The following is a 26,478-nucleotide window of genomic DNA, read 5'->3' on the forward strand; positions in this document are numbered from 1 at the left end:
GCAACCACATCACCGCCGTACGTCAGATACACCGCGCCGCCCGCATCGCAGGCAAGCCGGCGCCCACATGAACCCGTGCGCAAAGGGTATACTCCCGCTCTTTTTTCCGGAGCGACGTCATGTCCCTGCCAAGCCTGCGTCTCAAAGCCAACGCCGATCGTCGTTTGCGCAACGGCCACCTGTGGGTCTACAGCAACGAAATCGATGTGGCCGCCACCCCACTCCACGGCTTCCAGGCGGGCGACCAGGCCATCCTCGAAGCGGCCGGCGGCAAGACCCTGGGCATCGTGGCCATGAGCCCGAACAACCTGATCTGCGCCCGCCTGCTGTCGCGCGACATCAAGTTGCCGCTGGACAAGTCGCTGCTGGTGCACCGCCTCAACGTCGCCCTGTCCCTGCGCGACCGCCTGTTCGACAAGCCGTTCTACCGCCTGGTCTACGGCGATTCCGACCTGCTGCCAGGCCTGGTCGTCGACCGTTTCGGCGACATCCTGGTGGTGCAGATCGCCTCGGCGACCATGGAAGCCCATAAAGAAGACGTGATCGCCGCCCTGACCCAAGTGCTCAAGCCAAGCGGGATCCTGTTCAAGAACGACTCCGCCGCGCGCGATGCCGAAGGCCTCAACCGCTACGTCGAAACCGTGTTCGGCCTGGTGCCGGAGTGGGTCGCGCTGGAAGAAAACGGCGTGAAGTTCGAAGCCCCGGTGATCCAGGGCCAGAAGACCGGCTGGTTCTACGACCACCGCATGAACCGCGCCCGCCTGGCCCCGTATGCCAAAGGCAAGCGCGTACTCGACCTGTACAGCTACATCGGCGGCTGGGGTGTGCAAGCCGCAGCCTTCGGCGCCAGTGAAGTGTTCTGCGTCGACGCCTCCGCCTTCGCCCTCGACGGCGTGGAGCGCAACGCCGCGCTGAACGGCTTTGCCGAAAAAATGACCTGCATCGAAGGCGACGTGTTCGAAGCCCTCAAAGAGCTGAAAGCCAGTGAAGAGCGCTTCGACGTGATCGTCGCCGACCCACCGGCCTTCATCAAACGCAAGAAAGACATGAAGAATGGCGAAGGCGCCTACCGCCGCCTCAACGAGCAAGCCATGCGCCTGCTCAGCAAGGATGGCATCCTGGTCAGCGCCTCGTGCTCCATGCACTTGCCGGAAGATGACCTGCAAAACATCCTGCTGACCAGCGCTCGCCACCTGGACCGCAATATCCAGATGCTGGAGCGTGGTGGCCAGGGTCCGGACCATCCGGTGCACCCGGCGATTGCCGAAACCCGGTATATCAAGAGCATTACGTGCCGATTGTTGCCGAATAGCTAAGTAACACCCCGTGTTCTAATCGAACGCGGGCTAAATGTGGGAGCGCGCTTGCTCGCTCCCACATCTTTTGGGCGCTGCATCAGACACCTTTTCCTAGCGCAATCAGCCACATCAATCCAAGAAGTTCGTCACAGCAATTCTGGTTGAATTCCATTTTTCACAGACTAGTATCGGTTCCTGGAATTACTCCGGAAAACAAAAACAATGTCTGAGTCCACCTGTTCGTCCCCTCTCAGTGGCGAGATAAAGCGCCAACAACTGTCTCGCTTCATCCTCATCACCTGCATCTCCCTGATCAGTTTTTTCCCGATCAATATCCTGCTGCCCTCCTTTCCCGCCCTGGCTGAAAGGTTCGATACGCCCACCGCCGAGGTCGCGCTGTCCATCAGCCTGTTCACCCTGGTCTTTTCCATTTCCCAACTGATCACCGGCCCACTGTCGGATAAATGGGGGCGCAAGGAAGTCCTGCTCGGCTGCATCACGCTGTCGATCCTGGGCGCTATCGGTTGTGCACTGGCGACGGACTACCTCGCCTTTCTGCTGTTTCGAGGCGTCCAGGCCATGGGTTGCGGGTTCTTTGTACTGGGCCACGCGCTGGTGGAAGACCTGTTCGACGAGCAAGACCGCGCTCGAGTGCGCCTTTATTACATGACACTGAGCGGCTCATTCGTCGCGCTGTCACCGTTGATCGGCTCCTGGCTGCAAACCACGTTCGACTGGCAAGGCAGCTTCTACGGCTTTGCGCTGATGGCTGCGGGCATGCTGATCCATGCGGTGTGCATACTGCCTTCCAAGTCCGCCAGCCCGCACCGTGAGCTGGTGTCCATCCTCGGCACGCTCAAGGCTGTCGCCCGCAACCGCGACTTCATACGCCACTGGTGGATCGCCGCGCTGGTGTTCGCCTGTTACTTCGCCTTGATCAGCGTGACGCCGTTGATTTTCATGGATGCGCTAAAGCTCTCCGAATATCAGTACGCGCTGGTGCTGATGGTGTATGGCATGGCCTATCTACTGGGCGGTGTGGCGGCCTCGTACCTGCAAAAGCGGATTTCGCTGTCCAGGCAGATCAATATCGGACTGGGACTGTTGTGCGTCGCTGGTGTGCTGTTAACGCTGATCGTCAGCCTGGACGCCATCACCACTGTGACGTTGCTCATGCCGATGTTGATCAGTGCACTGGCTGTGACACTGGTTCGACCGGCGGCGATTTCTGCGGCGATGCGGCTGTTCTCAAGCAGCGCGGGCACTGCCGCCTCGGCGGGCAACAGCATCATGTTCCTGACCGCTGCCTTCAGCAGTGCCGCCCTGGCACAAACCGGGTCCAACCTATTGATCACCATCGCCCTGAGCTTCATCGCCTTTAGCGTGTGGGGCTGGCTCACCAATGCCAGAACCGGACACTGACCCATCGCTATCGTCGGCAAGCCGGCGCCTGCAGTGGGTCGTGCGCCTCCCGCATGTCCCGTAAGCGCCATCTTCACGGTTCCGGCCATTCCCTCCCGGCGCCAGCGGTGTAGAATCGACCCTATTCATCGCCAGTCATCCCCCGGCGGGTTTATGAGCTCGAGGCCCAAGCAAGCGGCGATCCCGCGACGCGAGTGGCAACTTCCGGACACACGGCCATTTTTCGGGTGTTCCAGACGTCAATAGAAGCTCACTTCCCCTTTAGCACCTGATTAGCACCTGATTAGCCGCCCGGAGAGCTCCAATGCCCGATTACCGCTCGAAAACATCCACCCATGGCCGCAACATGGCCGGCGCGCGCGCACTGTGGCGTGCCACGGGGATGAAAGATGACGACTTCAAGAAGCCGATCATCGCGATTGCCAACTCATTCACCCAATTCGTACCCGGCCACGTCCACCTCAAGGACCTGGGCCAACTGGTCGCCCGCGAGATCGAACGCGCCGGCGGCGTCGCCAAGGAATTCAACACCATCGCCGTCGATGACGGCATCGCCATGGGCCATGATGGCATGCTGTATTCCCTGCCGAGCCGCGAGATCATCGCCGACTCCGTGGAGTACATGGTCAACGCCCACTGCGCCGACGCCATCGTGTGCATCTCCAACTGCGACAAGATCACCCCTGGCATGCTGATGGCCGCCCTGCGCCTCAACATCCCGGTGATCTTCGTGTCCGGCGGCCCGATGGAAGCCGGCAAGACCAAGCTCGCCTCCCACGGCCTCGACCTGGTCGACGCCATGGTCATCGCCGCCGATTCCAGCGCTTCTGACGAGAAGGTCGCGGAATACGAGCGCAGCGCATGCCCTACCTGCGGTTCGTGCTCCGGCATGTTCACCGCCAACTCGATGAACTGCCTGGTGGAAGCCCTGGGCCTGGCCTTGCCGGGCAACGGCTCGACACTGGCCACCCACAGCGACCGCGAGCAACTGTTCCTGCAGGCCGGCCGCACCATTGTCGAGTTGTGCAAGCGTTACTACACCGAGAACGATGAGTCGGTGTTGCCGCGCAACATCGCCAACTTCAAGGCGTTCGAAAACGCCATGACCCTGGACATCGCCATGGGCGGTTCCACTAACACCATCCTGCACTTGCTCGCTGCGGCCCAGGAAGCCGAGATCGATTTCGACCTGCGCGACATCGACCGCCTGTCCCGTCACGTGCCACAACTGTGCAAGGTCGCGCCAAACATCCAGAAGTACCACATGGAAGACGTGCACCGCGCCGGTGGGATCTTCTCGATCCTCGGCTCCCTGGCCCGTGGCGGCCTGTTGCACACCGACCTGCCGACCGTGCACAGCAAGTCCATCGCTGAAGGTATCGCCAAGTGGGACATCACCCAGACTGACGACGAAGCCGTGCACACCTTCTTCAAGGCCGGTCCGGCGGGCATCCCGACCCAGACCGCCTTCAGCCAGTCGACCCGCTGGGACACCCTGGACGACGACCGTGAAAACGGCTGCATCCGCAGTGTCGAGCATGCCTACTCGCAAGAAGGCGGCCTGGCCGTGCTGTACGGCAACATCGCGCTGGATGGCTGCGTAGTGAAAACCGCCGGTGTCGACGAATCGATCCACGTATTCGAAGGCCGCGCCAAAATCTACGAAAGCCAGGACAGCTCGGTACGCGGCATCCTCGCTGACGAAGTGAAGGAAGGCGACATCGTCATCATCCGCTACGAAGGCCCGAAAGGCGGACCGGGCATGCAGGAAATGCTGTACCCGACGTCTTACCTGAAATCCAAAGGCCTGGGCAAAGCGTGCGCCTTGCTGACCGACGGCCGCTTCTCCGGCGGCACCTCGGGCCTGTCCATCGGCCACGCTTCCCCGGAAGCCGCTGCAGGTGGCGCCATTGGCCTGGTGCAGGATGGCGACAAAGTGCTGATCGACATTCCGAACCGCTCGATCAACCTCTTGATCAGCGATGAAGAACTGGCGGCACGCCGGGTCGAGCAGGACAAGAAGGGCTGGAAGCCGGTCGAGAAGCGTCCGCGCAAAGTTACCACCGCGTTGAAAGCCTATGCCCTGCTGGCCACCAGTGCCGACAAGGGTGCTGTGCGTAACAAAGCGATGCTCGACGGCCTGTAAGCCTCGCGCAAAAAAATGCCCCGCCAGGTGCGGGGCATTTTTTTGCCTCAAGAAAACCTCCAGGGCAATGAGAACCTAGATGTGGGAGCGGACTCGCCCGCGATGCAGGCGAATCGGTCTTACTGAATCTCGTCCGGCTTGACGATCACCCAATTTTTATCCGCCGTTACCGGCAACCCTTCCTTGGCCTGCGCCGCGGCATGCTTGGCGATCATGCCGTTGAGCTGGGTCATGTATTTGTCCTTGCGGTTGATCCACAGGTGGATCCCGCCCTTGGCCACGTCCACATCATGGAACAGCATGTAGCCGTCGCTGGTCGGGGTATCGCCACCGACGATCACCGGCTTTTTCCACTCGTCGATGTAGGTCAGGATCGCCGCATGCTTGCCCGCCATCCAAGTGGCCGGGGTCCACAGGTACGGGGTCAGTTCGAGGCCGAGGTTGGCCTTCTCGTCATAGTTGCCGGCGGTGATCTGCTTGCGCGCGGTAGTCAGTTCGCCGGTCTTGCGGTCCTTGAGCAAGGTGGTCACGCCGATGACGTTCTGGGGTTTGACGTTGTAGCCGTACTTCGGATCGGCGGCGACCATGCGCACCAACTCCTCCGAGGCGGCGGTCATCACATACACCTCGATGCCGTTTTCCATCAGCTTGTTGTACAGCTCGGCCTGGCCGGTGAAGACCTTTGGCGGCTGCACTTCGGACTGCTTTACCACGTCGCCTTCGAAATAGCTGACGGGCACGGGCTTGCCGGAGGCCATCAGCTCATCGACCTGCACTTTGAGCTCCTTGAGGGTGAACCCCGAGAACACCTGGGCGACCCATGGGTAGCAGACCATGTCGTCCACTTCGCAGAGGCGATAGTAGTAACTGAACAGACTTTCCTTATGGTCGGCGGTGTCTTTGAACGGCATAAGCTTGAGCGACGGATCAAGGCTGTCGCGGGTGATCAGGCCCTTGTTTTCCATGTAGGGCAGCAGGGACTCTTCGAGGTCGTAGCGGTAGCTGGTGTTGTCCATGTCGAACACCGCGTAATTACCCTTGTTGGCGTTGGCGGCGATCATTTTGTTCAGTTGCTCGGCGGCGGGAGCCGGCCAGTGTTTCAGCTCGGTGGCGGCCATGGTTTGTCCGGCAAGGCCCAGACACAGCGCGGCGGCAAACAATCTCGAAGCGAGCTTCATATGCGTTTTCTCCCTGAGTTGAAAACATCGACGCTAACAAATCCCTGTGACAGTTACCGCCCGAGCACGACCGCCTGCGTCGTGATTGCGCCAGAAGCATGCGCGTGAGCGTCAAATGCTTATTCCAAAAACGACAGTCAACATTCCATATCGGTATTAAATCAATATATTTCAAGCTGTTAGGCTTGCCGGTTCGCAATCGCAGGCTCACGCGATTGGCTGCCTTCTCAACGGAGCTTCAATGGATCTGCCCCTGATTCTCAACTTACTGGTGTTCGTGGCCCTGCTGCTGGGCCTGGCACAAACCCGTCGCACTCACTGGAGCCTTGCCAAGAAGGTGCTACTTGCCCTCGTCCTTGGTGTGGCATTCGGGACCGTCCTGCATACGATCTACGGCGATGGCAACCCAGTGCTCAAAGCCTCCATCGGTTGGTTCGACCTGGTCGGTAACGGCTACGTACAACTGCTGCAAATGATCGTGATCCCGCTGGTGTTCGCCTCGATCCTCAGCGCCGTGGCGCGCCTGCACAACGCCTCGTCCCTGGGCAAGATCAGTTTCCTCACCATCGGCACCCTGCTGTTCACCACCGCAATTGCAGCGCTGATCGGCATCGGCCTGACCAACCTGTTTGGCCTCACCGCCGAGGGGCTGGTGGCCGGCACCCAGGAAATGGCGCGCCTGCAGGTGATCCAGAGTGATTACGCCGGTAAGGTTGCCGACCTGAATATCCCGCAACTGCTGCTGTCGTTCGTGCCAGCCAACCCGTTCGCCGACCTGGCGCGGGCCAAGCCGACTTCGATCATCAGCGTGGTGATTTTCGCTGCCTTCCTGGGGGTTGCCGCGCTGCAGCTGCTCAAGGATGACGTGGAAAAAGGCCAGAAAGTGCTCAATGCCATCGACACCCTGCAAGCCTGGGTGATGCGCCTGGTGCGCCTGGTGATGAAGCTGACGCCTTACGGCGTACTGGCGCTGATGACCAAGGTGGTCGCCGGCTCCAACCTGCAGGACATCATCAAGCTCGGCAGTTTTGTCGTGGTGTCGTACCTGGCCCTAGGCCTGATGTTTGTGGTCCACGGCCTGCTGCTGTCGCTGGCCGGGATCAACCCGCTGCGCTTCTTCCGCAAAGTGTGGCCGGTGCTGACCTTCGCCTTTACCAGCCGCTCCAGCGCGGCGGCGATCCCGCTGAGCATTGAAGCGCAGACCCGTCGCCTGGGCATCCCGCAATCCATCGCCGGCTTCGCCGCTTCGTTTGGTGCGACCATCGGCCAGAACGGCTGCGCCGGTCTTTACCCTGCAATGTTGGCGGTGATGGTCGCGCCGACCGTGGGCATCAACCCGCTGGACCCACTGTGGATCGCGACCCTGGTGGCGATTGTGACCCTGAGTTCGGCCGGTGTGGCCGGGGTGGGTGGCGGTGCGACCTTCGCCGCGCTGATCGTGCTGCCGGCCATGGGCTTGCCGGTGTCACTGGTGGCACTGCTGATTTCCGTGGAGCCGCTGATCGACATGGGCCGTACGGCGTTGAACGTGAATGGTTCGATGACGGCAGGCGCGATTACCAGCCAGGTCATGGGGCAGACGGATAAAGAGCTGCTCAATGCCGATGAGCATGCGGAATTGGCGCAGGCCTGACAGACCGCTATCGCAGGCAACCCAGCGCCCACATTGAACCGGTTTTTTCAGTGATACTCGGTCAACTGTGGGCGCTGGCTTGCCTGCGAGGCGCTTAGGCTTTTTCCCAGACTTCGAAGTTATACGCCGGCTTGTCACCCTCAGCCGCATTCTCGACATTCGACACCAGCGTCCACTGGTTCAAATCAAACTCGGGAAACCACGCATCGCCGTCCGGGCTCAACGCCACCCGCGTCAAATACAGGCGATCCGCCTGCTCCAGCCCTTGGGCATACAACTGCGCCCCGCCGATCAGCATCAGCTCATCCACGCCCTGCGCCTTGGCCCATTCCTCAGCCCGCTGCACTGCTGCGTCGAGGGACGGAAAAACTTCCGCACCTTCCAGCGCCAAGCCGGTCTGACGGCTGACCACTATGTTCAAGCGCCCCGGCAGCGGTCGGCCCAGGGAATCCCAGGTCTTGCGCCCCATGATGATGGGCTTGCCCAGGGTGGTGGCCTTGAAATACTTGAAATCCCCCGGCAAATGCCAGGGCATGCTGTTGTCGACGCCGATCACACGGTTTTCACCGAGGGCTGCGATCAGGCTTAAAGGGAGAGTTTTTTTCATGGCGACGAGAATACCAGAGGTGCGAGTCAGCGGTTATGCTCCAGGCTCACTGATACGACAGGATGGCGCGTGACTGCACTGACCCCGCTGCACACACTTTGGCTGACAGAAACCGTGCGCCTGCGTGAAGAACACGCCGGCCCCCTGGAAGACCTGGAAGCCAACCGCCTGGCCCGCACGGCCGGCGGCGACCTGCCGACGCGCATCCAACAGCGCGCCCTGCACTTGGCCGAACGCGACGGGCTCACGTCCGCCCTCAGCCGCTGGCTGCAGGGCGCACGCCTGGCGCTGGTGCTGCTGGCCATCGTCGCCGTGATCAGCGGCGCCGGCCTGGGCTTTGCTGCACTGGGTAATGGCTTGGCCCCGGTGAATGTGTTCTGGGCCCTGGGCAGCCTGCTCGGCTTGAACCTGATCCTGCTGATCAGTTGGACGCTGGGCCTGCTGTTTGCCGGCGAACACAGCGCCAGTCTCGGGCGCCTGTGGTTGTGGCTCAGCGAAAAGCTCGCCCGTGACGCCAAGGCCGCCCAACTGGCGCCCGCGCTGTTGCTGTTGCTACAGCGCCAGAAACTCAATCGCTGGGCCGTGGGTGTCCTGGTCAACAGCCTGTGGTTACTGGCGTTGCTCAGTGCGCTGGTGATTCTGCTGACACTGCTCGCCACCCGCCGCTATGGCTTTGTGTGGGAGACCACCCTCCTGGGCGCCGACACCTTCGTTGCCGCGACCCAGGCGCTCGGTGCCCTGCCCGCGCTGCTCGGTTTCAATGTGCCAACGGTGGAGATGATCCGCGCCAGCGGCGACTACGCCTTGAATATCGAAAGCGCCCGCCAAGCCTGGGCCACCTGGCTGGTGGGCGTGCTGCTGGTCTACGGCCTGCTGCCACGATTGATCCTCGCGCTGCTGTGCCTGTGGCGCTGGCAGCGTGGGCGCGCAGCGCTGCGCCTGGACCTCAACCTGCCCGGCTACAGCCAATTGCGCGAACGCCTGATGCCCAGCAGCGAGCGCCTTGGGGTCAACGATGCTGCGCCCGAACAGCTGCACCACGTCAGCGGCGGGGTCAGTGAACTGGAAAGCGACGGCGCCCTGCTGGTCGCCATCGAACTGGACGACCAGCACGCCTGGCCACCCAAACTGCCAGCCAGTGTGAAGAACGCTGGCATCCTCGACAGCCGCGAATCACGCAACAAACTGCTGGAACAACTGACGCGCTTTCCGCCGGCACGCCTGGCCATCGCCTGCGACCCACGGCGCTCGCCCGACCGCGGCAGCCTGGCCCTGATCGCCGAACTGGCACGCAGCGCCACCGCCACCCGCGTGTGGTTGCTGCAAGCGCCGCCGGGCCAGGCCCTGGACGCCGAACGCCTGGGCGACTGGCACGCCGCGCTGCAACAGCTTGAACTGCCGTTCGCTGATTGCGCGCCGCTGAACTGGCTGGAGACCGGTCATGACTAAGCCCCTGAAACTCGCCGTGGTCGGCCACACCAACGTCGGCAAGACCTCGCTGCTGCGCACCCTCACGCGTGACGTGGGCTTCGGCGAAGTCTCCCATCGCCCCAGCACCACGCGGCATGTCGAAGGCGCGCGGTTGTCAGTGGATGGCGAGGCCTTGCTGGAGCTGTACGACACGCCAGGCCTTGAAGACGCCATCGCCCTGCTCGATTACCTGGAGCGCCTGGACCGCCCCGGCGAACGCCTCGACGGCCCGGCACGCCTTGCGCGCTTCCTTGAGGGCAGCGAAGCCCGCCAGCGTTTCGAACAGGAAGCCAAGGTGCTGCGCCAACTGCTGGCCTCGGACGCCGGCCTGTACGTGATCGACGCCCGCGAGCCAGTACTGGCCAAGTACCGCGACGAGCTGCACGTGCTGGCCAGTTGCGGCAAACCGTTGCTGCCAGTGCTCAACTTCGTCAGCAGCAGCGACCACCGCGAGCCGGACTGGCGCGAAGCCCTGGCCCGTCTTGGCCTGCACGCGCTGGTGCGATTCGACAGCGTGGCGCCGCCGGAAGACGGCGAGCGGCGCCTGTATGAAAGCCTCGCCTTGCTGCTGGAACACGCGCGGCCACAGCTGGAGCGGTTGATTCTTGACCAGGAGGCTCAACGCCAGGCGCGCCAGCAAAGCGCCGCGCGGTTGATCGCCGAGCTCTTGATCGACTGCGCCGCCTGCCGCCGCAGCGTGGTCACCGAGGATGAACAGCAAGCCATCGGCGACCTGCGTAAAGCCGTGCGCCAACGCGAACAAAAATGCGTGGAAGCCTTGCTCAAACTGTTCGGCTTTCGCCCGCAGGATGCCGCCGCCAGCGACTTGCCCTTGCTCGATGGGCGCTGGGGCGATGACTTGTTCAACCCCGAAACCCTCAAGCAACTGGGCGTGCGCGTCGGCGGTGGTATCGCCGCAGGCGCGGCCGCGGGTGCCGGTGTGGATCTATTGGTCGGCGGCCTGACGCTCGGCGCCGCCGCCCTCGCGGGTGCGATTGCCGGGGGCGCGCTGCAAACCGCGCGAAGCTATGGCAGCCGGCTGCTGGGCAAGATCAAAGGCCACCGAGAGTTGACCGTCGACGACAGCGTATTGCGCCTGCTCGCCCTGCGTCAGCGCCAGTTGCTCAAGGCGTTGAACCTGCGCGGCCATGCGGCGATGCACAGCATCAAGGTCGATACGCCCCAGGACAAAACCTGGCGCGAAGGTAAATTGCCCGATGCGTTGCACAAGGCCCGCGCCCACCCGCAATGGTCGTCGCTCAACCCCCACGCCAAACTCAGCCAGGCCGAGCGCCAGGAACAGGTCCAAGCATTGGCCCTGCGCCTGGACGAAACCTAAGCCGCCAGCACCTGCCGAGCCTTGGCCTTGAGCACTTCAAGGTCGAGCACCGGCACGTGCATTTCCTTGGCCTGCTCGTCCCACTGACGCAGGCGCAAACTCACGGCGCACAGCGGGTCCTGTTCGAATGCCTGGGCTTCCCTGGCACTCATCACACCGCCCTGGTAAACCAGGGTACGGCGGCTGGCTTCGCTCAAACGCGCATAGTAGTCGGGCTGGCTGTAGGTCAGGTAGCGCTTGGCCTGAACGTGGTATTCCACCAGCGTGGCCATGCGCTCGCTGAACCCTGCGCGGCGCAGGTAATCCGCGCCCAGCCGCTCATGGCTGACCACGCCATAGCCACCCATGTTCTCGCCGCCGTGGCCGCAGAGGTGGCCGATATCGTGGAAAAACGCTGCCAGCACCACTTCATCATCAAACCCCTCGGCCATGGCCAACTGCGCCGCCTGGGACATATGCTCGAGCTGCGACACCGGCTCGCCGATGTAATCCGCCGTGCCGTGTTTCTCGTACAAGCCGAAGACGTCGGCGATCGCCTGCTCTGGGTTCATCACGCGGCCCCCCACAATGCGGTGATATTGCGCTCGGCCATCGCTGGCCCCACGCTCATGCCCACGCCAGTATGCATCAACGCCGCGCTCACCCCTGGAGCAGCCCGCAGGAAGGAAAACGGTCGCGGCCCGCGCGAGCCGTAGACGCCCTGCCAGCGTTCGACCACCTGGATCTTGCAGCCCAGGGTGTGCTCGGCCAGTTCGATCATCCAGTCGTCGATCTGCTCGGCATTGAACGGCGATGCATCGCTGCCGTAATCATGGGAGTCGCCAATGATCAGTTCGCCATAGGGCGTCGGGCTGATCAGCAGGTGGATGCCGTGTTCGTGCAGATGCGGCGACTCCCGCAGGATCTGCGCCTGCACGGGCGCGGCCTGCGGCAGGTCGGCAAAAGCGCCGTAATGCACACAGCTCAGGCCGGTGAGCAAGGCGTGTTGCAGGTTCAGGTTCACGGCTGGCCGCGCGCGGAGCATTTGCAGGCGGCAGATGCCTGGGTTGAGTTCGGCGATCGATTCAGCCAGCAGGGTTTGGTAATCGTGGCCGGAACACACGATGATCTGCTCGCCGCGAAAACTGCCCGCCGTGCTGTGCAACTGGCCCGGTTCAACGTCACGCACCAGGGTGGAGAAGTGAAACTCCACCTTGAGTTCACGGCGAAGATAGTCGATCAGCGCCGGGATCGCCTCGCGGGAATACAGCTGCTGATCGTCCTTGCCGTGCAGCGCGGCGCGATGATGACGGAACTGGCCGCCGTAGAGATCCTTCATCGCTGCACCTTGCAGCAGTTCGACGTTGTAGCCGTGCTCTACGGCGCGACCGGCGCAGAAGGCTTCCAGCAGATGCTCCTGCGCTTCGGTGCGGGCGAACAGGTACGAGCCGTTGCGCTTGAGCTGCAGACCCGAGCGCTCAGCCCATTGCCCCCAAATATCACGGCTTTCCCGTGCCAGGTCGAGCATCGGCCCCGGCGGTTGGCCGGTGACCAGTGCCTGGCCAAAGTTGCGCACGGACGCGCCCAGTGGCGTGGCGCTGCGCTCGAACACCTTGACCTTGAGGCCGCGCCTGGCGGCGGCGTACGCATGGGACAGGCCGAGTATGCCGGCGCCGATGATCAGCAGGTCGCTGTGGTGTGTCATGTCGTGATGTCCTGTATTCGAGACCGCCATCGCGGGCAAGCCCGGCTCCCACAGTTTGATGGGTGAATACCTGCCAACGTGGGAGCTGGCTTGCCTGCGATGAGGCCATCAGCCCTGACGAAAGCCTTACTGGCCCGCCACTTTTTCCGACTTGCCGTCATAGCGCTTGCGCCACTCGGCCAGGATGCTGTCGCGGTTCTTCGACGCCCAGGCGAAGTCATTCTTGATCAGGCGCTGTTCATAGTCGGCCGGCAACTCGGTCTGCGGCTTGGCAATGCCGGGCTGGGCGAGGACGGCGAAGTTGTCCTTGTACAGGTCCATGGCCGCTGTGCTCGCGGAGAAGTCGGCGAGTTTTCTTGCCGCGTCGGCGTGGGCGGTGCCCTTGATCACGGCAGTCGCTTCGATGTCCCAACCCAGGCCTTCTTTTGGCAGGATGATGTCCAGCGGCGCGCCCTGGCGCTTGAGTTGAACGGCCGGGTATTCGAAGGAAATCCCGATCGGGAATTCACCTGAAGCCGCCAGCTTGCACGGCTTGGAGCCGGAGTGAACGTACTGGCCGATGTTCTGGTGCAGGTCGTCCATGTACTGCCAGCCTTGCTGCTCGCCGTAGGTCTGCAACCAGGCGCTGACGTCCAGGAAGCCCGTGCCGGAGGAGGCGGGGTTGGGCATGACGATCTTGCCCTTGTACTCCGGCTTAGTGAGGTCCTGCCAGCTCACCGGCTTGGTCAGGCCCTGTTTCTCGGCTTCGACGGTGTTGAAGCAGATGGTCGCGGCCCACACGTCCATGCCGACCCAGGCGGGTGGGTTGGCGGCGTCGCGGTAGTTTTTGCCGATCTTGTCCAGATCCTTCGGCGCATAGTTGTCCAGCATGCCTTGCTGGTCGAGGATCGCCAGGCTGGAGGCGGCCAGGCCCCAGACCACATCGGCCTGCGGGCGAGCTTTCTCGGCCAGCAGCTTGGCGGTGATGATGCCGGTGGAGTCACGCACCCATTTGATCTCGATGTCGGGGTTGGCCTTTTCGAACGCCTGCTTATAGGTCTTCAACTGCTCGGCTTCGAGGGCCGTGTACACGGTCAATTCGGTCTTGGCGAAGGCATTCAGGCTGAATGCAGTGAGTACGGCAGCGACCAGCGCCAGGGGCTTGAACATGGAACACCTCCTTCAGGATTATTGGCCTGGCGCGGTCTGGCGCCAGGCTTGGGAGCGGCGCAACGCGCCTCGTGAAGCCCACGCCAGCAGCAGCGAGACGCCGGCCGAGGTGAACAGGATCAAAGTGGACATGGCCGCCGCACCGCCGACGTTGCCGGCGTCATCCATGTTCAGCACGGCAACGGCGGCGAGGATGGTGTCGGGGCTGTAGAGGAATATCGCGGCGGACACCGTGGTCATCGCCGACACAAACAGGTAGCGCACGATGTCCAGCAACGCCGGCAGGCAGATCGGCACCGTGACCTTCAGGTAATGGCGGTACAACGGCGCCTTGAGGGACAAGGCCGCGGCTTCGAACTCGGCATCCAATTGGCGCAACGCCGTGGTCGCGGTCATCTGTGCAGTGGTCAAATAGTGCGCAATGGTGCACACCACCAGCAGGGTCATGCTGCCGTAGAACACATGCAGCGGGTTGCCGTTGAGGTTGAAAAAGAACACGTAGCCCAAGCCCAGTACCAACCCAGGTACGGCCATCGGCACGAAACTGAGAAGGCGCAGCGCAAGGTTCAGGCCTTTCTGCCCCTGGGTCTTTTCCATCAGGTACGCCCCGGTAAAAATCAGCACGCTGCCGATCAACGCCGTGCACAACGCCATGGTCAGGCTGTTGCGGTAGGCCAGCCAGCCGCCGCCCGCCGTGTCTTCGAACTGATAGTGGTTGAGCGACAGCGAGAGGTTGTACGGCCAGAACTTCACCAGCGACGAATACACCGCCATGCCGAACACCAGCAGCAACACGGCACAAATCAACAGCACGATAGCCAGGTAGCAGCCGTCTCTAAGGCGCGATGGCGCCGGTTGGAACACTTGGGCACGCCCGCTCATCGAATCGCCGTGACGACGGCGCAGCCAGGCATCCACGCCAAAGCTGAACAGCGCCGGCAGCAGTAGCACCATGCCGATCAAGGCGCCACGCCCGAACTGTTGCTGGCCGACCACGGCTTTGTAGGCCTCCAGCGCCAGCACCTGATAATCGCCCCCCACCACTACGGGCACGCCGAAGTCGGTGATGGTCAGGGTGAACACCAGGCAAAACGCGGCGAATACCGCCTGGCGCGTCGCCGGCCAGGTGATGCTGCGAAACGCCCGTGCCGGGCTGGCGCCCATACTGGAAGCCGCATCAAACAGCCGCGCATCCGCCAGGGACAGCGCCGACAGCAGAATCATCAGGGCGTGTGGGAAGGTGTAGATCACCTCACCCAGCACAATGCCCCAGAAGCCGTAGATATTCTCCGAGAGCAGCCCGCGCAGCATGCCCTGGTTACCGAACAGATAAACCAGCGCAATGCCCGGCAACATCGACGGTGCCATCAGCGGCAGCAGCGACAGGCCGCGCCAGATCGCCTTGCCAGGAATCAACGTGCGTTGCAGGGCGTAGGCAAACAGATAGGCAATCGGTACGACGATGGCCGCCACGCTGAGCGAAACTTTGAGGCTATTACCCAGCAACCAATGGAAGTTGTCACTGGTGACCAGCTCCCGCGCAGCCACCAAGCCACCGCCCTGGCCGGCTTCGCTGCTGAAACCGCGCCAGAAGATCGCCAGCAATGGCAGCAGCACGGCGACGCCCAGCAGCAATAGCCACAACCACTTACCGCCAAGCACGAAAATACGGTCGCCCGTTTCCGCGCGGCTAACCTGATGCGGCAGAGTCATCACCGTAGCCATCTCAGGCAAACACCTGCAGGCTGCGTGGCGGCAAGGCCACCCAGATATCCTGGGCACCCAGGCGTGGCATAGCCTCCGGAGCCAGTTCCGCCAGCAACGGGTGGCCGGGCAACTGCTCCAGTTCGAAGCTCATGCGGCAGCGGTTGCCGAGGAAGGTGATCTCGCGGACCTTGGCCGGGAACAGGTTCTCTTCGTGCACCGGCGGGTTGACGCTGATCGCCTCTGGGCGGCAGAACAGGCGCCCGGAGCTGGCCACGCCGGCGTCATCGGCCAGGCGCATGTTCATCCCGCCCACCTGGGCATGGCTGGCGCTGTTGCGGCTGAACGGCAGCCAGTTGCCCTGGCCGACAAACTCCGCCACGAACGGCGTGGCCGGGCGGTCGTAGATCTCCTGGGGCGTCGCGTACTGCTCGACCTTGCCGTTGTTCATCACGGCGATGCGGTCGGCCATCAGCATGGCTTCGTCCTGGTTGTGGGTGACCATCAGCGTGGTAATGCCCAGGCGGCGTTGCAGCTGGCGCAGCTCGGTGCACAGGTGCTCGCGCACCCGGGCGTCGAGGGCCGACATGGGCTCATCGAGCAGCAATAGCGACGGTGCCGGGGCCAGGGCACGGGCCAGGGCAACCCGTTGCTGTTGGCCACCCGAGAGCTGGCCGGGGTATTTCTTTTCGCTGCCCACCAGGCCGACGAGCTCAAGCATCTGGCCGACGCGCTTGCGCACTTCATCACGACCGCTGCCGGTGAGGCCGTAGCCGATATTCGCTTCGACGGTAAGGTTGGGAAACAGCGCGTAGGACTGGAAGAGAATGCCGTAGTCCCGCGCCTGGGGCGGCAGCAGGGAAACATCACGCTCGCCCAGGTACAGCTCGCCGCTGTCCTGGCGTTCCAGGCCGGCGATGCAGCGCAGCAAGGTGGTCTTGCCGCAACCGGACGGGCCCAGCAGGCACACCAGCTCGCCGGCGGCGACGTCCAGGGAGACGTTATCCAGTGCGGTAAAGGCGCCAAAGCGCTTCTGGATACCGCGCACCTTCATGGGCGCGCCGGGTTGGGTCAGGGCTGTGTTCATGCAAGGCACCTCATCGAACGGATGAAGGCCATGCTAGGCAGGCAATGCGTCCCTCGTGTGGCAGAAAGGCAAAACCCAGCGATAGTGGTATTGATGGATTTGGGAAGGCATCTGTTGCCTGGGCGAGTCCAAAACCACCCGTCGCGTCAGAGCGGCGACATCTCCTGCGCCAACCCTAGAAACGCCGCCGGCAACCGCGCGCCTTTGCGCTCCTTGAGGCAGTACAGGTACTCGGGGATCTGCGGTGCATTTTCGATGGTCAGCACCCGCAGTTGCGGGTCGTGGGGCACTTCCTGACGGGCGATGATGCTGATGCCGATATTGCGCAGCACCGCTTCGCGGATCGACTCGCGGCTGCCGATTTCCAGCAGTGGGCCATAACTCACGCCAGCGCCCTGCAGCATTTCTTCGGTGAGGCGCCGCGTGGTGGAACCCGCTTCACGCATCAACAAGGTGTGCCCGGCCAATGCATTGAGGGGCACATGGTCGAGCTTGGCCAGGGGATGGTTGCGGTGCACCGCCAGCACCAGGGGGTCGGTGCCCAATACACGCCGAATCAGGCGCGAGTCTTCCAGCAGTTGCGAGGAGGCGGCAACGTCGACGCGGTAGTCATCCAGGGCTTCCAGCACTTGCTGGGAGTTGCCGATTTCCACCGACACGTCCACTTGCGGCAAGCGCTCGCGAAACGCTTTGACCAGGTCGAGGATGTAATACGGTGCTGTCGCGGCAATTCTCAGTGCACCCTGGACCTGGCCATTGTTGCGAAGGAAGAACTCGATATCCGCCTCCTGCTGCAACAGCGCCTTGACCATCGGCAGCAGGCGCGCGCCGTCGTCGCTGACGGTGAGGCGGCGGCCGCCTCGGTAGAACAGTTCGACACCGTACTGGCTTTCCAGGTTACGGATCTGGGTGGTGACCGTGGGCTGGCTCAGGCCGAGTTTTTTCGCCGCCTGGGTAATGCTGCCCTGGCGGGCCACCATGTAAAACGCCTTCAACTCGGCACTCAGCACACCACCCTCTCATCGTTTATTTGCGCAACAGGCGCAGGCCATTGAACACCACCAGCAGGGCCACGCCCATGTCGGCAAACACCGCCATCCACATGGTGGCCAGGCCCAGGAAGGTGACCACCAGGAAGATCGCCTTGATCACCAGCGCCAGGGCGATGTTTTGCTTGAGGATACTCGACGTTTGTCGCGACAGACGAATGAATGCCGGAATCTTGCGCAGGTCATCATCCATCAGCGCCACGTCGGCCGTCTCGATGGCAGTGTCGGTACCGGCGGCGGCCATGGCAAAACCGATCTCGGCGCGGGCCAGGGCCGGGGCGTCGTTGATCCCGTCGCCGACCATGCCCACGCGATGGCCTTGGCCGTAGAGGGTTTCGATGGCTTGCAGTTTGTCGGTAGGCAACAGGTCGCCTTGGGCCCGGTCGATGCCGACCTGAGCGGCAATCGCCTGGGCGGTGTGGGTGTTGTCGCCGGTAAGCATCAGGGTCTTGATGCCCAGCTCATGCAATTGCTGGATGGCTTCACGGCTGCTGTCCTTGACCGTGTCGGCCACGGCGAACAGCGCCAGGGGGCCAGACTTGTCGAGCAGCAGCACCACCGATTTGCCCTGTTTTTCCAGGGCGAAGAGTTTTTCTTCCAGCTCCGGCGAGCACAGGCCCAGGTCTTCCACCAGGCGATGGTTGCCCAGGTAGTAGGTTTCACCGTTGATATCGCCGCGTACGCCGCGACCGGCCAGGGCCTCGAAGTTATCCACAACGTCAACCGGCAGGTTTTTATCCACAGCCGCATTCGCAATCGCCAGCGACACCGGGTGATCGGAACGCCCGGCCAGACTGGCGGCCAACGCCGGCGCGCGGTCTTCGACAGTGGGGAACAGGGCCAGGTAATCGGTCTGCACCGGCTTGCCGTGGGTGATCGTGCCGGTCTTGTCGAGGGCCAGGTAGTCGAGCTTGTAACCGCCCTCCAAATACACGCCGCCCTTGATCAGGATGCCTTTGCGCGCAGCGGCCGCGAGACCACTGACGATGGTCACTGGGGTGGAAATCACCAGCGCACACGGGCAGGCGACCACCAGCAGTACCAGGGCACGGTAGATCCAGTCAAACCAGGCGCCAGCGATGAACAGCGGCGGAATCAGCGCGACACCCAGGGCGAACAGGAACACGGCCGGGGTGTAGATCTTCGAGAAGCTGTCGACAAACCGCTGAGTCGGCGCCCGCGCGCCTTGGGCCTGTTCCACCGCGTGAATGATGCGCGCCAGGGTCGAGTTGTTGGCAGCTGCGGTGACGGTGTATTCCAGGGAACCGGCCTGGTTGATGGTGCCCGCGAAGACTTTATCGCCCACGGTCTTTTCAATCGGCAGGCTTTCACCGGTGATCGGCGCCTGATCGATGGTGGATTGGCCGGCAGTGACTTCACCGTCCAGGCCGATGCGCTCGCCGGGCTTGACCCGCACGATGGCGCCCAGCTCGATGCTTTTTACCTCTTTTTCAACCCATGTCCCATCCGCCTGCTGCACCGTAGCCTGCTCGGGCGTCATCTGCATCAAGCCACTGATGGCATTGCGCGCACGGTCCAGGGATTTGGCTTCGATCAACTCGGCCACGGTGAACAGGAACATCACCATCGCGGCCTCCGGCCACTGGCCGATCAGGATCGCACCGGTCACCGCAATGCTCATCAACGCATTGATGTTCAGGTTGAGGTTTTTCAGGGCAATCCAGCCCTTTTTGTAGGTGGTGAGGCCGCCGCTGAGGATCGACACCAGCGCGACCACCGCGATGACCCAAGTGGGCGCGGCGTTGGTGAAGTGCAGCACTTCGGCGCCCAGCGCGCCGACGCCGGACACCGCCAGCGGCCACCAGTGTTTCTTGGCAGGAGGCTCGGCGGCAGGCGTGCCTTCTTCGATGGGGTCGGCCTGCATGCCCAGGGATTTGACCGCGTCGATGATCGGCGCAGTGCTCGGCAAGTCATGGGTGACACCCAGGATACGGTTGATCAGGTTGAATTCCAGCTGCTGCACGCCCGCAAGCTTGCCCAGTTTGTTCTGGATCAGCGTCTGCTCGGTGGGGCAGTCCATGGCTTCGATGCGGAAGGTGCTCAGCCGCGAGCCCGCGGTAGGCGCTTCGCTCAATTGAACGAGCGCTGGCGCAGGAGCGCCGGAACAGCACGAGCCGCCGTGCCCGTGGTCATGCACGGGGGTCAATTTCTTCGGGGCATGGTCGTGGTCGTGGTCATGCTTGTGCGGGGTGTGGATGGAATCGCTCATTCTGTCGCGTCCGTAAAGGTGCCTGTTGCCAAGTAAAGACCCTGTAGCCACTATAGGGTCAAGCACCCATTTGGAGATTGCTGCGATGAAGATCGGCGAATTGGCCAAACTGACCGACTGCCCGGTGGAAACCATCCGTTACTACGAGAAGGAAGGCCTGCTCCCACCCCCGGCGCGCACGGACGCCAACTACCGCGTGTATACCCAGGCGCACACCGAGCGGCTTATCTTTATCCGCAACTGCCGCAGCCTCGACATGACCCTGGAAGAAATCCGCAGCCTGTTGGGCCTGCGGGACAGCCCCCAGGACCAGTGCGAAAACGTGAATGCGCTGATCGACGAGCATATCCACCATGTGAAAGCGCGGATCGATGGGCTGCTGGCGTTGCAGGAACAATTGCTGGACCTGCGCCAGCGCTGTGGTGGCGGGCCGGAGTGCGGGATTCTGCAGCGGCTGGAGGTCAGCGGGAGTGTGCAGGCCAGTGAGGCTGAGCCTTCACATGTGGGCCGAAGCCACGGGCACTGATGCCGCCTTGTTAACCTTATCGAAAATGTGGGAGCGGGCTTGCTCGCGAAGGCGGTGTATCAGCCGATCAATCGGGTGACTGACACTGCGCTTTCGCGAGCAAGCCCGCTCCCACATTTCGAACGAGATAGCCTTTAGATGGCGACGTCGGCCTTGATGCTTGGGTCGGCGTCGTAGCCCACGATTTCGAAGTCTTCGAACGTGTAGTCGTAGATCGATGCGGGTTTGCGCTTGATCACCAGTTCCGGCAGTTTCTTCGGCGTACGCGCCAGTTGGGTGCGGATCTGTTCCATGTGGTTGCTGTAGGCGTGGGTGTCGCCGGTGGTGACGATGATCTCGTGCGGGATCAGGTCGCACTGCTGGGCCAGCATGTGGGTCAGCAAGGCCAGCGCGGCAGTGTTGTACGGCAGGCCGAGGAAGACGTCGGAGCTGCGGATGTACAACTGCATCGACAGGTGACCGTCGTGCACGAACGCCTGGTACAGCAGGTGGCACGGTGGCAGGGCTTGCTTGCCGTTGCGAGCGTTTTCCTGCGGGCTCTTGGTTTCGTCGGGCAGGTACTCGACGTTCCAACCGTGGAACAGGATGCGGCGGCTGTTAGGGTTGGTCTTGAGGGTGTGGACCATGTAATCGATCTGGTTGATCGTGCCGCCGTCCTTGGTTGGCCAGGCAGTCCACTGTTCACCGTAGACCGGGCCCAGGTCACCGTCTTCGGTGGCCCATTCGTCCCAGATTTTCACGCCATTTTCGTTGAGCCACTTAATGTTGGTGTTGCCGCTCAACATCCAGATCAGCTCGTTGGCGATGCTTTTGAAGTGAAGCTTCTTGGTGGTCAGCAGTGGGAAGCCGTCGGCCAAGTTATGCCGATACTGACGGGCGAACACGGCCTTGGTGCCGGTGCCGGTGCGATCGCCCTTGGTCAATCCATTGGTCACGACGTCGTTCAGTAGTTCGAGATATTGCTTCATTTTGGTACCTGTATCGGTGAAGCCGAGGCTGGCGAGCCTCGGCATTCGAATTTAAAGCGCAGCGTTCTTCAGGGGTTGCGGGCGATTGTAAGCCCACCACAGCAGGCCCAGGCCTACCAATATCATCGGAATACTGAGGACCTGACCCATGGTCAGCCAGCCCCACGCCAGGTAACCCAACTGGGCATCCGGTACGCGTACGAATTCTACGATGAAGCGGAAGATCCCGTAGAACAGCGCGAACATGCCCGACACCGCCATGGTGGGGCGCGGCTTGCGCGAGAAGAGGTACAGGATAAGGAACAGTGCCACGCCTTCCAACGCGAACTGGTAAAGCTGCGACGGATGGCGCGGCAATTGCGCCGGGTCGCTGAACGGCGGGAACACCATGGCCCACGGCACGTCGGTCGGCTTGCCCCATAACTCGGCGTTGATGAAGTTACCGATACGCCCGGCGCCCAGGCCAATCGGCACCATCGGAGCAACGAAGTCCATCAGTTGGAAGAACGACTTGCCGTTGCGGCGGCCAAACCACCAGGCGGCAATCATCACGCCGATGAAGCCACCGTGGAATGCCATGCCGCCCTTCCACACTTCGAAGATCAGCGTGGGGTTGGCGATGTACGCGGAAAGATCGTAGAACAGCACATACCCCAGGCGTCCGCCAACAATCACCCCCATCGACAGCCAGAAGACCATGTCGGAGAGTTTCTCCTTGGTCCAGGTCGGGTCGAAGCGGTTCAGGCGCCGGGAGGCCAGCAACCATGCACCGCCGATGCCGATCAGGTACATCAACCCGTACCAGTGGATTTTCAGCGGACCGATGGCCAGGGCCACCGGGTCGATCTGCGGGTAAGGCAGCATTGCGACTCCTCGTTAATCATTCGTTATTGCGCAGGACCATGCCCGGGCGCGATTAAGACTGTATTACTCAAGTTTTTCAAAGCAAAAAGTTTAGGCCGACACAGAACAACAACCCGGCGAACAACCGCTTGAGCATACGCGGCGACAACCGGTGCGCCAGGCGCGCGCCAAAACGCGCAAACACCATGCTGGTCAGGGCAATGCCCAGCAGCGCCGGCAAATACACGAACCCTAGACTATGAGCGGGCAACAGTGGGTCATGCCAGCCCAGAATCATGAAACTTGATGCACTGGCCAACGCAATTGGCAGGCCACAGGCCGATGAAGTGGCGACCGCCTGCTGCATCGGCACGCTGCGCCAGGTCAAAAACGGTACGGTCAGCGAGCCGCCGCCAATCCCGAAAATCGCCGAGGCCCAGCCAATCACGCTGCCGGCGAGGGTCAGGCCGACCTTGCCCGGCACCGTCCGGCTGGCCTTGGGCTTGACGTCCAGGGCCAATTGCAGGGCCACCAGCAAGGCAAACACTCCGATGATTTTTTGCAGGTGCGGGCCGGAAATCGCCTCGGCGGTCAATGCACCAAAGCCCGCGCCGATCAGGATCCCCAGGGTCATCCACACAAAGATCGGCCAACGCACCGCGCCACGCCGGTGGTGCTCACGCACGGCGTTCACCGAGGTAAAGATGATCGTCGCCAGGGACGTGCCCACGGCCAAGTGGGTCAGCACCTGCGGGTCGAAGCCCTGCAAGGTGAAGCTGAACACCAGCACCGGCACGATGATGATCCCGCCGCCCACGCCAAACAGCCCGGCGAGCACGCCCGCACAGGCGCCAAGCAGCAAATACAGCAGAAATTCCATGGGAGCCCCCGAACCAAGTCCGGCATGTTAACGGATGGAAGGCATGCGACCCAACTGGATACGATGGAACGCCGCTGCGGGTGTGGGTAGAGTGGGGGAAAACACAAAAGGGATCGCCTGATGTGCCTGATTGTTTTCGCCTGGCGGCCGGGCCACGCCCAGCCGTTGATCGTCGCGGCCAACCGCGATGAGTTCTACGCCCGCCCGAGCCTGCCGCTGGCCCAATGGGCGGATGCGCCTCACGTCTACGCCGGTCGCGACCAGGAAGCCGGCGGCACCTGGCTGGGGGTCAGTGCCGAAGGGCGCTTTGCCGCCCTGACCAATATCCGCGACCCTCACCAGCCGCCGGCCCGCAAGTCCCGTGGGGAACTGGTGGCGCGCTTTCTCAGCGGTTCACTGCCGATCGACGAGTATCTGGCCGACGTTAACGGCCGCTCGATTGAATACGCCGGGTTCAACCTGCTAGTGGGCACACGGGATGAGTTGTGGTACTACAACGCCAACCATACCGAACCGACACGGTTGAAGGCCGGGGTGTATGGGTTATCCAATGCAGGGCTGGATACGCCGTGGCCCAAGTTGCTCAAGGCCAAGGCGGCGCTGAGCGAAATACTCGAAAATCCTCAGCCGCACGCCTTGCTGGATATCCTGAGCGATCCCCAGACCGCGCCCTTTGCCGAATTGCCGGATACCGGCGTGGGGTTGGCGACCGAGAGCCTGCTGTCGAGCGTATTCATTGCCAGCCCCAGTTACGGGACTCGGGCGAGCACGGCGTTGATTGTGAATGCGGATGGATCGCGGCGGATGGTGGAACGCAGTTTTGGGCCGCTGGGTGGGCGGTTGGGCGAGGTAGAACTCACGATTTAGCGGTGTTTGGACTGAAGCCATCGCAGGCAAGCCAGCCCCCACATTTGAAATGCATTCCAATGTGGGAGCTGGCGTGCCTGCGATAGCCGCGCCTCGGTCTAGAGGGTTTTTGCCGACCCTGGGTTGATCATCCGCGTCAGCCCCAGGTTCTTCAGCGCCAATTGCAACGAGCTGTGGATGACTTGCGGGTTGTCGATGGTCATCAACTCCGCCAGCAGGTCCTTGGCCATGCTCAGTTCAACCTGGCGCAACATCCACTTCACCTTTGGCAAGTTGGTGGCGTTCATCGACAGGCTGTCAAAGCCCATCGCCATCAACAGCACCGCCGCCGCCGGGTCGCCGGCCATTTCACCGCAGATGCTCACCGGCTTGCCTTCGGCATGGGCGTCGCGCACCACATGTTGCAGCGCTTGCAGCACGGCCGGGTGCAGGTAGTCGTAGAGGTCGGCCACCCGTGGGTTGTTACGGTCCACGGCCAGCAGGTATTGGGTCAGGTCGTTGGAGCCCACCGACAGGAAGTCCACCTGCCGCGCCAGCTCCTTGGCCTGGTAGACCGCCGCCGGGATTTCGATCATCACGCCAATCGGCGGCATCGGCACGTCGGCGCCTTCGTCGCGTACCTCGCCCCAGGCCCGGTGGATCAGGTGCAATGCCTCTTCCAACTCATGGGTGCCGGAGATCATCGGCAGCAGGATGCGCAGGTTGTTCAGGCCTTCGCTGGCCTTGAGCATGGCGCGGGTCTGTACGAGGAAAATTTCAGGATGGTCGAGGGTGACGCGAATACCGCGCCAGCCGAGGAAGGGGTTGTCTTCCTTGATCGGGAAATAAGACAGTGACTTGTCGCCGCCGATGTCCAGGCTGCGCATCGTCACCGGCAACGGGTGGAAGGCTTGCAGTTGCTCGCGATAAATCGCCAGCTGCTCCTTCTCACTCGGGAAACGCTGGTTGATCATGAACGGCACTTCGGTACGGTACAGCCCCACCCCTTCGGCGCCGCGCTGCTGCGCACGGGCGACGTCGGCCAGCAGGCCGGTATTTACCAGCAGCGGCACACGATGGCCGTCGGTGGTCACGCACGGCAGTTCGCGCAATGAGTCGAGGCCCAGCGCCAGTTGCTTCTCTTCTTCAACCACTTCGGCGTACTGCTTGCGCAGCACTTCACTGGGGTTGGTAAACACTTCGCCGCGATGGCCATCGACGATCATGTCGATACCATCCACCTTGGAATACGGCAGGTCCACCAGGCCCATCACCGTCGGGATGCCCATGGCCCGGGCCAGGATCGCGACGTGGGAGTTACCCGAACCCAGTACCGACACCAGGCCGACCAGTTTGCCTTCCGGCACTTCGCCGAGCATGGTGGCGGTCAGTTCTTCACTGATCAGGATGGTGTTGTCGGGGTAGACCAGGTTGGTGGTGCGGTCTTCCTGCAGGTAGGCCAGCAGACGGCGACCGAGGTCACGCACATCCGAGGCACGCTCGCGCAGGTAGGCGTCGTCCATCAGTTCGAATCGGTTGACGTGATCGGTGACCACCTGGCGCAGGGCGCCCTGGGCCCATTGGCCGGTCTTGATCACGGTCTTGACTTCATTACCCAGCGACGCGTCATCCAGCATCATCTGGTACACGTCGAACAGCGCGCGCTCTTCGGGGCGCAGTTGCGTGGCCAGCTTGGTCGACAGGTTGCGCATGTCGGCGCGCACGCCTTCCAGGGCGGTCTTGAACAGTTTGATTTCAGCGTCGATGTCATCGACGGTCTTGTCCGGCACTACATCGAGATCGGCCGGCGGCAGCATGACCACGGCGGTACCGACCGCCGCACCCGGCGAACCCGGCACGCCGACGAACTTGGCTTCCTGGATCCCCTTGCCCTGGCGTCCCAGGCCGCGAATCGAGCCGGTGGCTTCGGCGTGGGCAATAACCCCGGCGAGCTGCGCGCTCATGGTCACGAGGAAGGCTTCTTCACCTTCGTCGAACTGACGGCGCTCTTTTTGCTGGATGACCAACACGCCGACGACGCGGCGGTGGTGAATGATCGGCGCGCCGAGGAACGAGGCGTAACGCTCCTCGCCGGTTTCGGCAAAGTAGCGATAACGCGGGTGATCGGCCGCGTTTTCAAGGTTCAGGGGTTCTTCACGCGTCCCCACCAGGCCCACAAGACCTTCATTGGGCGCCATGCTGACCTTGCCGATGGAGCGCTTGTTCAAGCCCTCGGTGGCCATCAGCACAAAACGGTTGGTCTCGGGGTCCAGCAGGTAAACCGAGCAGACCTGGCTGCCCATGGCTTCCTTGACGCGCAACACAATAATCCCCAACGCCGCCTTGAGATCCTTGGCGGAGTTAACTTCCTGGACGATCTTGCGCAGCGTATTGAGCATGGCTCGGGGTCGAACTCCGT

At 62.5% G+C, this 26,478-nt stretch carries 21 protein-coding genes; 8 read left to right on the plus strand and 13 right to left on the minus strand.

The genetic code is table 11. The features are described from left to right. Window positions 1-119: 119 nt before the first annotated feature. The 3 genes from ATH90_RS27070 (at window position 120) to ilvD (ending at window position 4,866) form a co-directional block, all read left to right on the plus strand. Window positions 120-1,316, plus strand: a complete 1,197-nt coding sequence (locus ATH90_RS27070; RefSeq protein ID WP_003195152.1) for a class I SAM-dependent rRNA methyltransferase — start codon at window positions 120-122, stop codon at window positions 1,314-1,316. Between the two features lie 204 nt (window positions 1,317-1,520). After that, on the plus strand, window positions 1,521-2,720 hold the full coding sequence (locus ATH90_RS27075; RefSeq protein WP_098467525.1) for an MFS transporter: 1,200 nt from the start codon (window positions 1,521-1,523) through the stop codon (window positions 2,718-2,720). A gap of 304 nt (window positions 2,721-3,024) precedes the next feature. Beyond that, window positions 3,025-4,866 carry a dihydroxy-acid dehydratase gene (gene ilvD / locus ATH90_RS27080; RefSeq protein ID WP_010167756.1) on the plus strand — a complete coding sequence of 614 codons (1,842 nt, stop codon included), beginning with the start codon at window positions 3,025-3,027 and terminating at the stop codon, window positions 4,864-4,866. A gap of 119 nt (window positions 4,867-4,985) precedes the next feature. On the opposite strand, the gene ATH90_RS27085 is transcribed toward ilvD, so the two are convergent. Continuing rightward, window positions 4,986-6,044: an HAD family hydrolase gene (locus ATH90_RS27085; RefSeq protein ID WP_034110000.1), complete on the minus strand. Its 1,059-nt coding sequence runs from the start codon at window positions 6,042-6,044 to the stop codon at window positions 4,986-4,988. Between the two features lie 241 nt (window positions 6,045-6,285). Between ATH90_RS27085 and ATH90_RS27090 the strand changes: the two genes are divergently transcribed. Beyond that, window positions 6,286-7,677 carry an L-cystine transporter gene (locus tag ATH90_RS27090; RefSeq protein ID WP_098467526.1) on the plus strand — a complete coding sequence of 464 codons (1,392 nt, stop codon included), beginning with the start codon at window positions 6,286-6,288 and terminating at the stop codon, window positions 7,675-7,677. Between the two features lie 94 nt (window positions 7,678-7,771). On the opposite strand, the gene ATH90_RS27095 is transcribed toward ATH90_RS27090, so the two are convergent. Then, window positions 7,772-8,284, minus strand: a complete 513-nt coding sequence (locus tag ATH90_RS27095; protein ID WP_069078491.1) for a dihydrofolate reductase — start codon at window positions 8,282-8,284, stop codon at window positions 7,772-7,774. A gap of 69 nt (window positions 8,285-8,353) precedes the next feature. Between ATH90_RS27095 and ATH90_RS27100 the strand changes: the two genes are divergently transcribed. After that, window positions 8,354-9,733 (plus strand): DUF2868 domain-containing protein, encoded by a 1,380-nt coding sequence (locus ATH90_RS27100; RefSeq protein WP_098467527.1) that lies wholly within the window; start codon window positions 8,354-8,356, stop codon window positions 9,731-9,733. Beyond that, a complete protein-coding gene (locus ATH90_RS27105; RefSeq protein WP_034110008.1) occupies window positions 9,726-11,093 on the plus strand; it encodes a DUF3482 domain-containing protein in 1,368 nt (455 codons plus the stop codon). Before ATH90_RS27100 ends, ATH90_RS27105 begins: the two co-directional genes overlap by 8 nt. Here the strand turns inward: ATH90_RS27105 and ATH90_RS27110 are convergent. The 7 genes from ATH90_RS27110 to ATH90_RS27140 all read right to left on the minus strand — a co-directional run bounded on the left by ATH90_RS27110 (window position 11,090) and on the right by ATH90_RS27140 (window position 19,996). Further along, the gene (locus ATH90_RS27110; protein WP_098467528.1) at window positions 11,090-11,644 is read right to left on the minus strand and encodes a phosphonate degradation HD-domain oxygenase; all 555 of its coding nucleotides are present in this window, start codon (window positions 11,642-11,644) and stop codon (window positions 11,090-11,092) included. The genes ATH90_RS27105 and ATH90_RS27110 overlap by 4 nt on opposite strands. Continuing rightward, complete coding sequence (locus ATH90_RS27115; RefSeq protein ID WP_034110012.1) at window positions 11,644-12,777, minus strand: TIGR03364 family FAD-dependent oxidoreductase; 1,134 nt, start codon at window positions 12,775-12,777, stop codon at window positions 11,644-11,646. Before ATH90_RS27115 ends, ATH90_RS27110 begins: the two co-directional genes overlap by 1 nt. 126 nt (window positions 12,778-12,903) lie before the next feature. Then, window positions 12,904-13,926 carry a putative 2-aminoethylphosphonate ABC transporter substrate-binding protein gene (locus ATH90_RS27120; RefSeq protein WP_069078496.1) on the minus strand — a complete coding sequence of 341 codons (1,023 nt, stop codon included), beginning with the start codon at window positions 13,924-13,926 and terminating at the stop codon, window positions 12,904-12,906. An 18-nt stretch (window positions 13,927-13,944) separates the two neighbouring features. Beyond that, the gene (locus tag ATH90_RS27125; RefSeq protein WP_069078497.1) at window positions 13,945-15,651 is read right to left on the minus strand and encodes a putative 2-aminoethylphosphonate ABC transporter permease subunit; all 1,707 of its coding nucleotides are present in this window, start codon (window positions 15,649-15,651) and stop codon (window positions 13,945-13,947) included. Between the two features lies 1 nt (window position 15,652). Further along, the gene (locus ATH90_RS27130; protein ID WP_034110018.1) at window positions 15,653-16,717 is read right to left on the minus strand and encodes a putative 2-aminoethylphosphonate ABC transporter ATP-binding protein; all 1,065 of its coding nucleotides are present in this window, start codon (window positions 16,715-16,717) and stop codon (window positions 15,653-15,655) included. Between the two features lie 146 nt (window positions 16,718-16,863). Next, entirely contained in the window at window positions 16,864-17,727 is an 864-nt protein-coding gene (locus ATH90_RS27135) for a LysR family transcriptional regulator (protein WP_034110021.1), read from the minus strand. A gap of 16 nt (window positions 17,728-17,743) precedes the next feature. Next, window positions 17,744-19,996 (minus strand): heavy metal translocating P-type ATPase, encoded by a 2,253-nt coding sequence (locus ATH90_RS27140; RefSeq protein ID WP_069078498.1) that lies wholly within the window; start codon window positions 19,994-19,996, stop codon window positions 17,744-17,746. Window positions 19,997-20,081: 85 nt separating this feature from the next. On the opposite strand from ATH90_RS27140, the gene cadR reads away from it, so the two are divergent. Continuing rightward, complete coding sequence (gene cadR, locus ATH90_RS27145) at window positions 20,082-20,522, plus strand: Cd(II)/Pb(II)-responsive transcriptional regulator (RefSeq protein ID WP_034110025.1); 441 nt, start codon at window positions 20,082-20,084, stop codon at window positions 20,520-20,522. Between the two features lie 134 nt (window positions 20,523-20,656). Here cadR and ATH90_RS27150 read toward each other — a convergent pair whose 3' ends face one another. The 3 genes from ATH90_RS27150 to ATH90_RS27160 form a co-directional block, all read right to left on the minus strand. After that, on the minus strand, window positions 20,657-21,490 hold the full coding sequence (locus tag ATH90_RS27150; protein ID WP_034110026.1) for a thymidylate synthase: 834 nt from the start codon (window positions 21,488-21,490) through the stop codon (window positions 20,657-20,659). A gap of 51 nt (window positions 21,491-21,541) precedes the next feature. Next, a complete protein-coding gene (gene lgt, locus ATH90_RS27155) occupies window positions 21,542-22,354 on the minus strand; it encodes a prolipoprotein diacylglyceryl transferase (RefSeq protein WP_034110028.1) in 813 nt (270 codons plus the stop codon). 76 nt (window positions 22,355-22,430) lie between these two features. Then, window positions 22,431-23,213: a sulfite exporter TauE/SafE family protein gene (locus ATH90_RS27160; protein WP_034110030.1), complete on the minus strand. Its 783-nt coding sequence runs from the start codon at window positions 23,211-23,213 to the stop codon at window positions 22,431-22,433. 120 nt (window positions 23,214-23,333) lie between these two features. Here ATH90_RS27160 and ATH90_RS27165 point away from each other — a divergent pair, with 120 nt between their 5' ends. Then, the gene (locus tag ATH90_RS27165) at window positions 23,334-24,080 is read left to right on the plus strand and encodes an NRDE family protein (protein WP_098467529.1); all 747 of its coding nucleotides are present in this window, start codon (window positions 23,334-23,336) and stop codon (window positions 24,078-24,080) included. A 98-nt stretch (window positions 24,081-24,178) separates the two neighbouring features. Here the strand turns inward: ATH90_RS27165 and ptsP are convergent, their stop codons facing one another. After that, window positions 24,179-26,458 (minus strand): phosphoenolpyruvate--protein phosphotransferase, encoded by a 2,280-nt coding sequence (gene ptsP / locus ATH90_RS27170; protein WP_034110035.1) that lies wholly within the window; start codon window positions 26,456-26,458, stop codon window positions 24,179-24,181. Between the last annotated feature and the right edge of the window lie 20 nt (window positions 26,459-26,478).

The organism is Pseudomonas lurida (assembly GCF_002563895.1).
GTDB classification, from domain to species: domain Bacteria; phylum Pseudomonadota; class Gammaproteobacteria; order Pseudomonadales; family Pseudomonadaceae; genus Aquipseudomonas; species Aquipseudomonas lurida.

Excerpts from the sequence above, each read along its gene's own strand:
- ATH90_RS27070 (WP_003195152.1), top strand. The coding sequence starts at position 120 with ATGTCCCTGCCAAGCCTGCGTCTCAAAGCCAACGCCGATCGTCGTTTG.
- ATH90_RS27075 (WP_098467525.1), top strand. The coding sequence starts at position 1,521 with ATGTCTGAGTCCACCTGTTCGTCCCCTCTCAGTGGCGAGATAAAGCGC.
- ilvD (WP_010167756.1), top strand. The coding sequence starts at position 3,025 with ATGCCCGATTACCGCTCGAAAACATCCACCCATGGCCGCAACATGGCC.
- ATH90_RS27085 (WP_034110000.1), bottom strand. The coding sequence starts at position 6,044 with ATGAAGCTCGCTTCGAGATTGTTTGCCGCCGCGCTGTGTCTGGGCCTT.
- ATH90_RS27090 (WP_098467526.1), top strand. The coding sequence starts at position 6,286 with ATGGATCTGCCCCTGATTCTCAACTTACTGGTGTTCGTGGCCCTGCTG.
- ATH90_RS27095 (WP_069078491.1), bottom strand. The coding sequence starts at position 8,284 with ATGAAAAAAACTCTCCCTTTAAGCCTGATCGCAGCCCTCGGTGAAAAC.
- ATH90_RS27105 (WP_034110008.1), top strand. The coding sequence starts at position 9,726 with ATGACTAAGCCCCTGAAACTCGCCGTGGTCGGCCACACCAACGTCGGC.
- ATH90_RS27110 (WP_098467528.1), bottom strand. The coding sequence starts at position 11,644 with ATGAACCCAGAGCAGGCGATCGCCGACGTCTTCGGCTTGTACGAGAAA.
- ATH90_RS27115 (WP_034110012.1), bottom strand. The coding sequence starts at position 12,777 with ATGACACACCACAGCGACCTGCTGATCATCGGCGCCGGCATACTCGGC.
- ATH90_RS27120 (WP_069078496.1), bottom strand. The coding sequence starts at position 13,926 with ATGTTCAAGCCCCTGGCGCTGGTCGCTGCCGTACTCACTGCATTCAGC.
- ATH90_RS27125 (WP_069078497.1), bottom strand. The coding sequence starts at position 15,651 with ATGGCTACGGTGATGACTCTGCCGCATCAGGTTAGCCGCGCGGAAACG.
- ATH90_RS27130 (WP_034110018.1), bottom strand. The coding sequence starts at position 16,717 with ATGAACACAGCCCTGACCCAACCCGGCGCGCCCATGAAGGTGCGCGGT.
- ATH90_RS27140 (WP_069078498.1), bottom strand. The coding sequence starts at position 19,996 with ATGAGCGATTCCATCCACACCCCGCACAAGCATGACCACGACCACGAC.
- cadR (WP_034110025.1), top strand. The coding sequence starts at position 20,082 with ATGAAGATCGGCGAATTGGCCAAACTGACCGACTGCCCGGTGGAAACC.
- ATH90_RS27150 (WP_034110026.1), bottom strand. The coding sequence starts at position 21,490 with ATGAAGCAATATCTCGAACTACTGAACGACGTCGTGACCAATGGATTG.
- lgt (WP_034110028.1), bottom strand. The coding sequence starts at position 22,354 with ATGCTGCCTTACCCGCAGATCGACCCGGTGGCCCTGGCCATCGGTCCG.
- ATH90_RS27160 (WP_034110030.1), bottom strand. The coding sequence starts at position 23,213 with ATGGAATTTCTGCTGTATTTGCTGCTTGGCGCCTGTGCGGGCGTGCTC.
- ATH90_RS27165 (WP_098467529.1), top strand. The coding sequence starts at position 23,334 with ATGTGCCTGATTGTTTTCGCCTGGCGGCCGGGCCACGCCCAGCCGTTG.
- ptsP (WP_034110035.1), bottom strand. The coding sequence starts at position 26,458 with ATGCTCAATACGCTGCGCAAGATCGTCCAGGAAGTTAACTCCGCCAAG.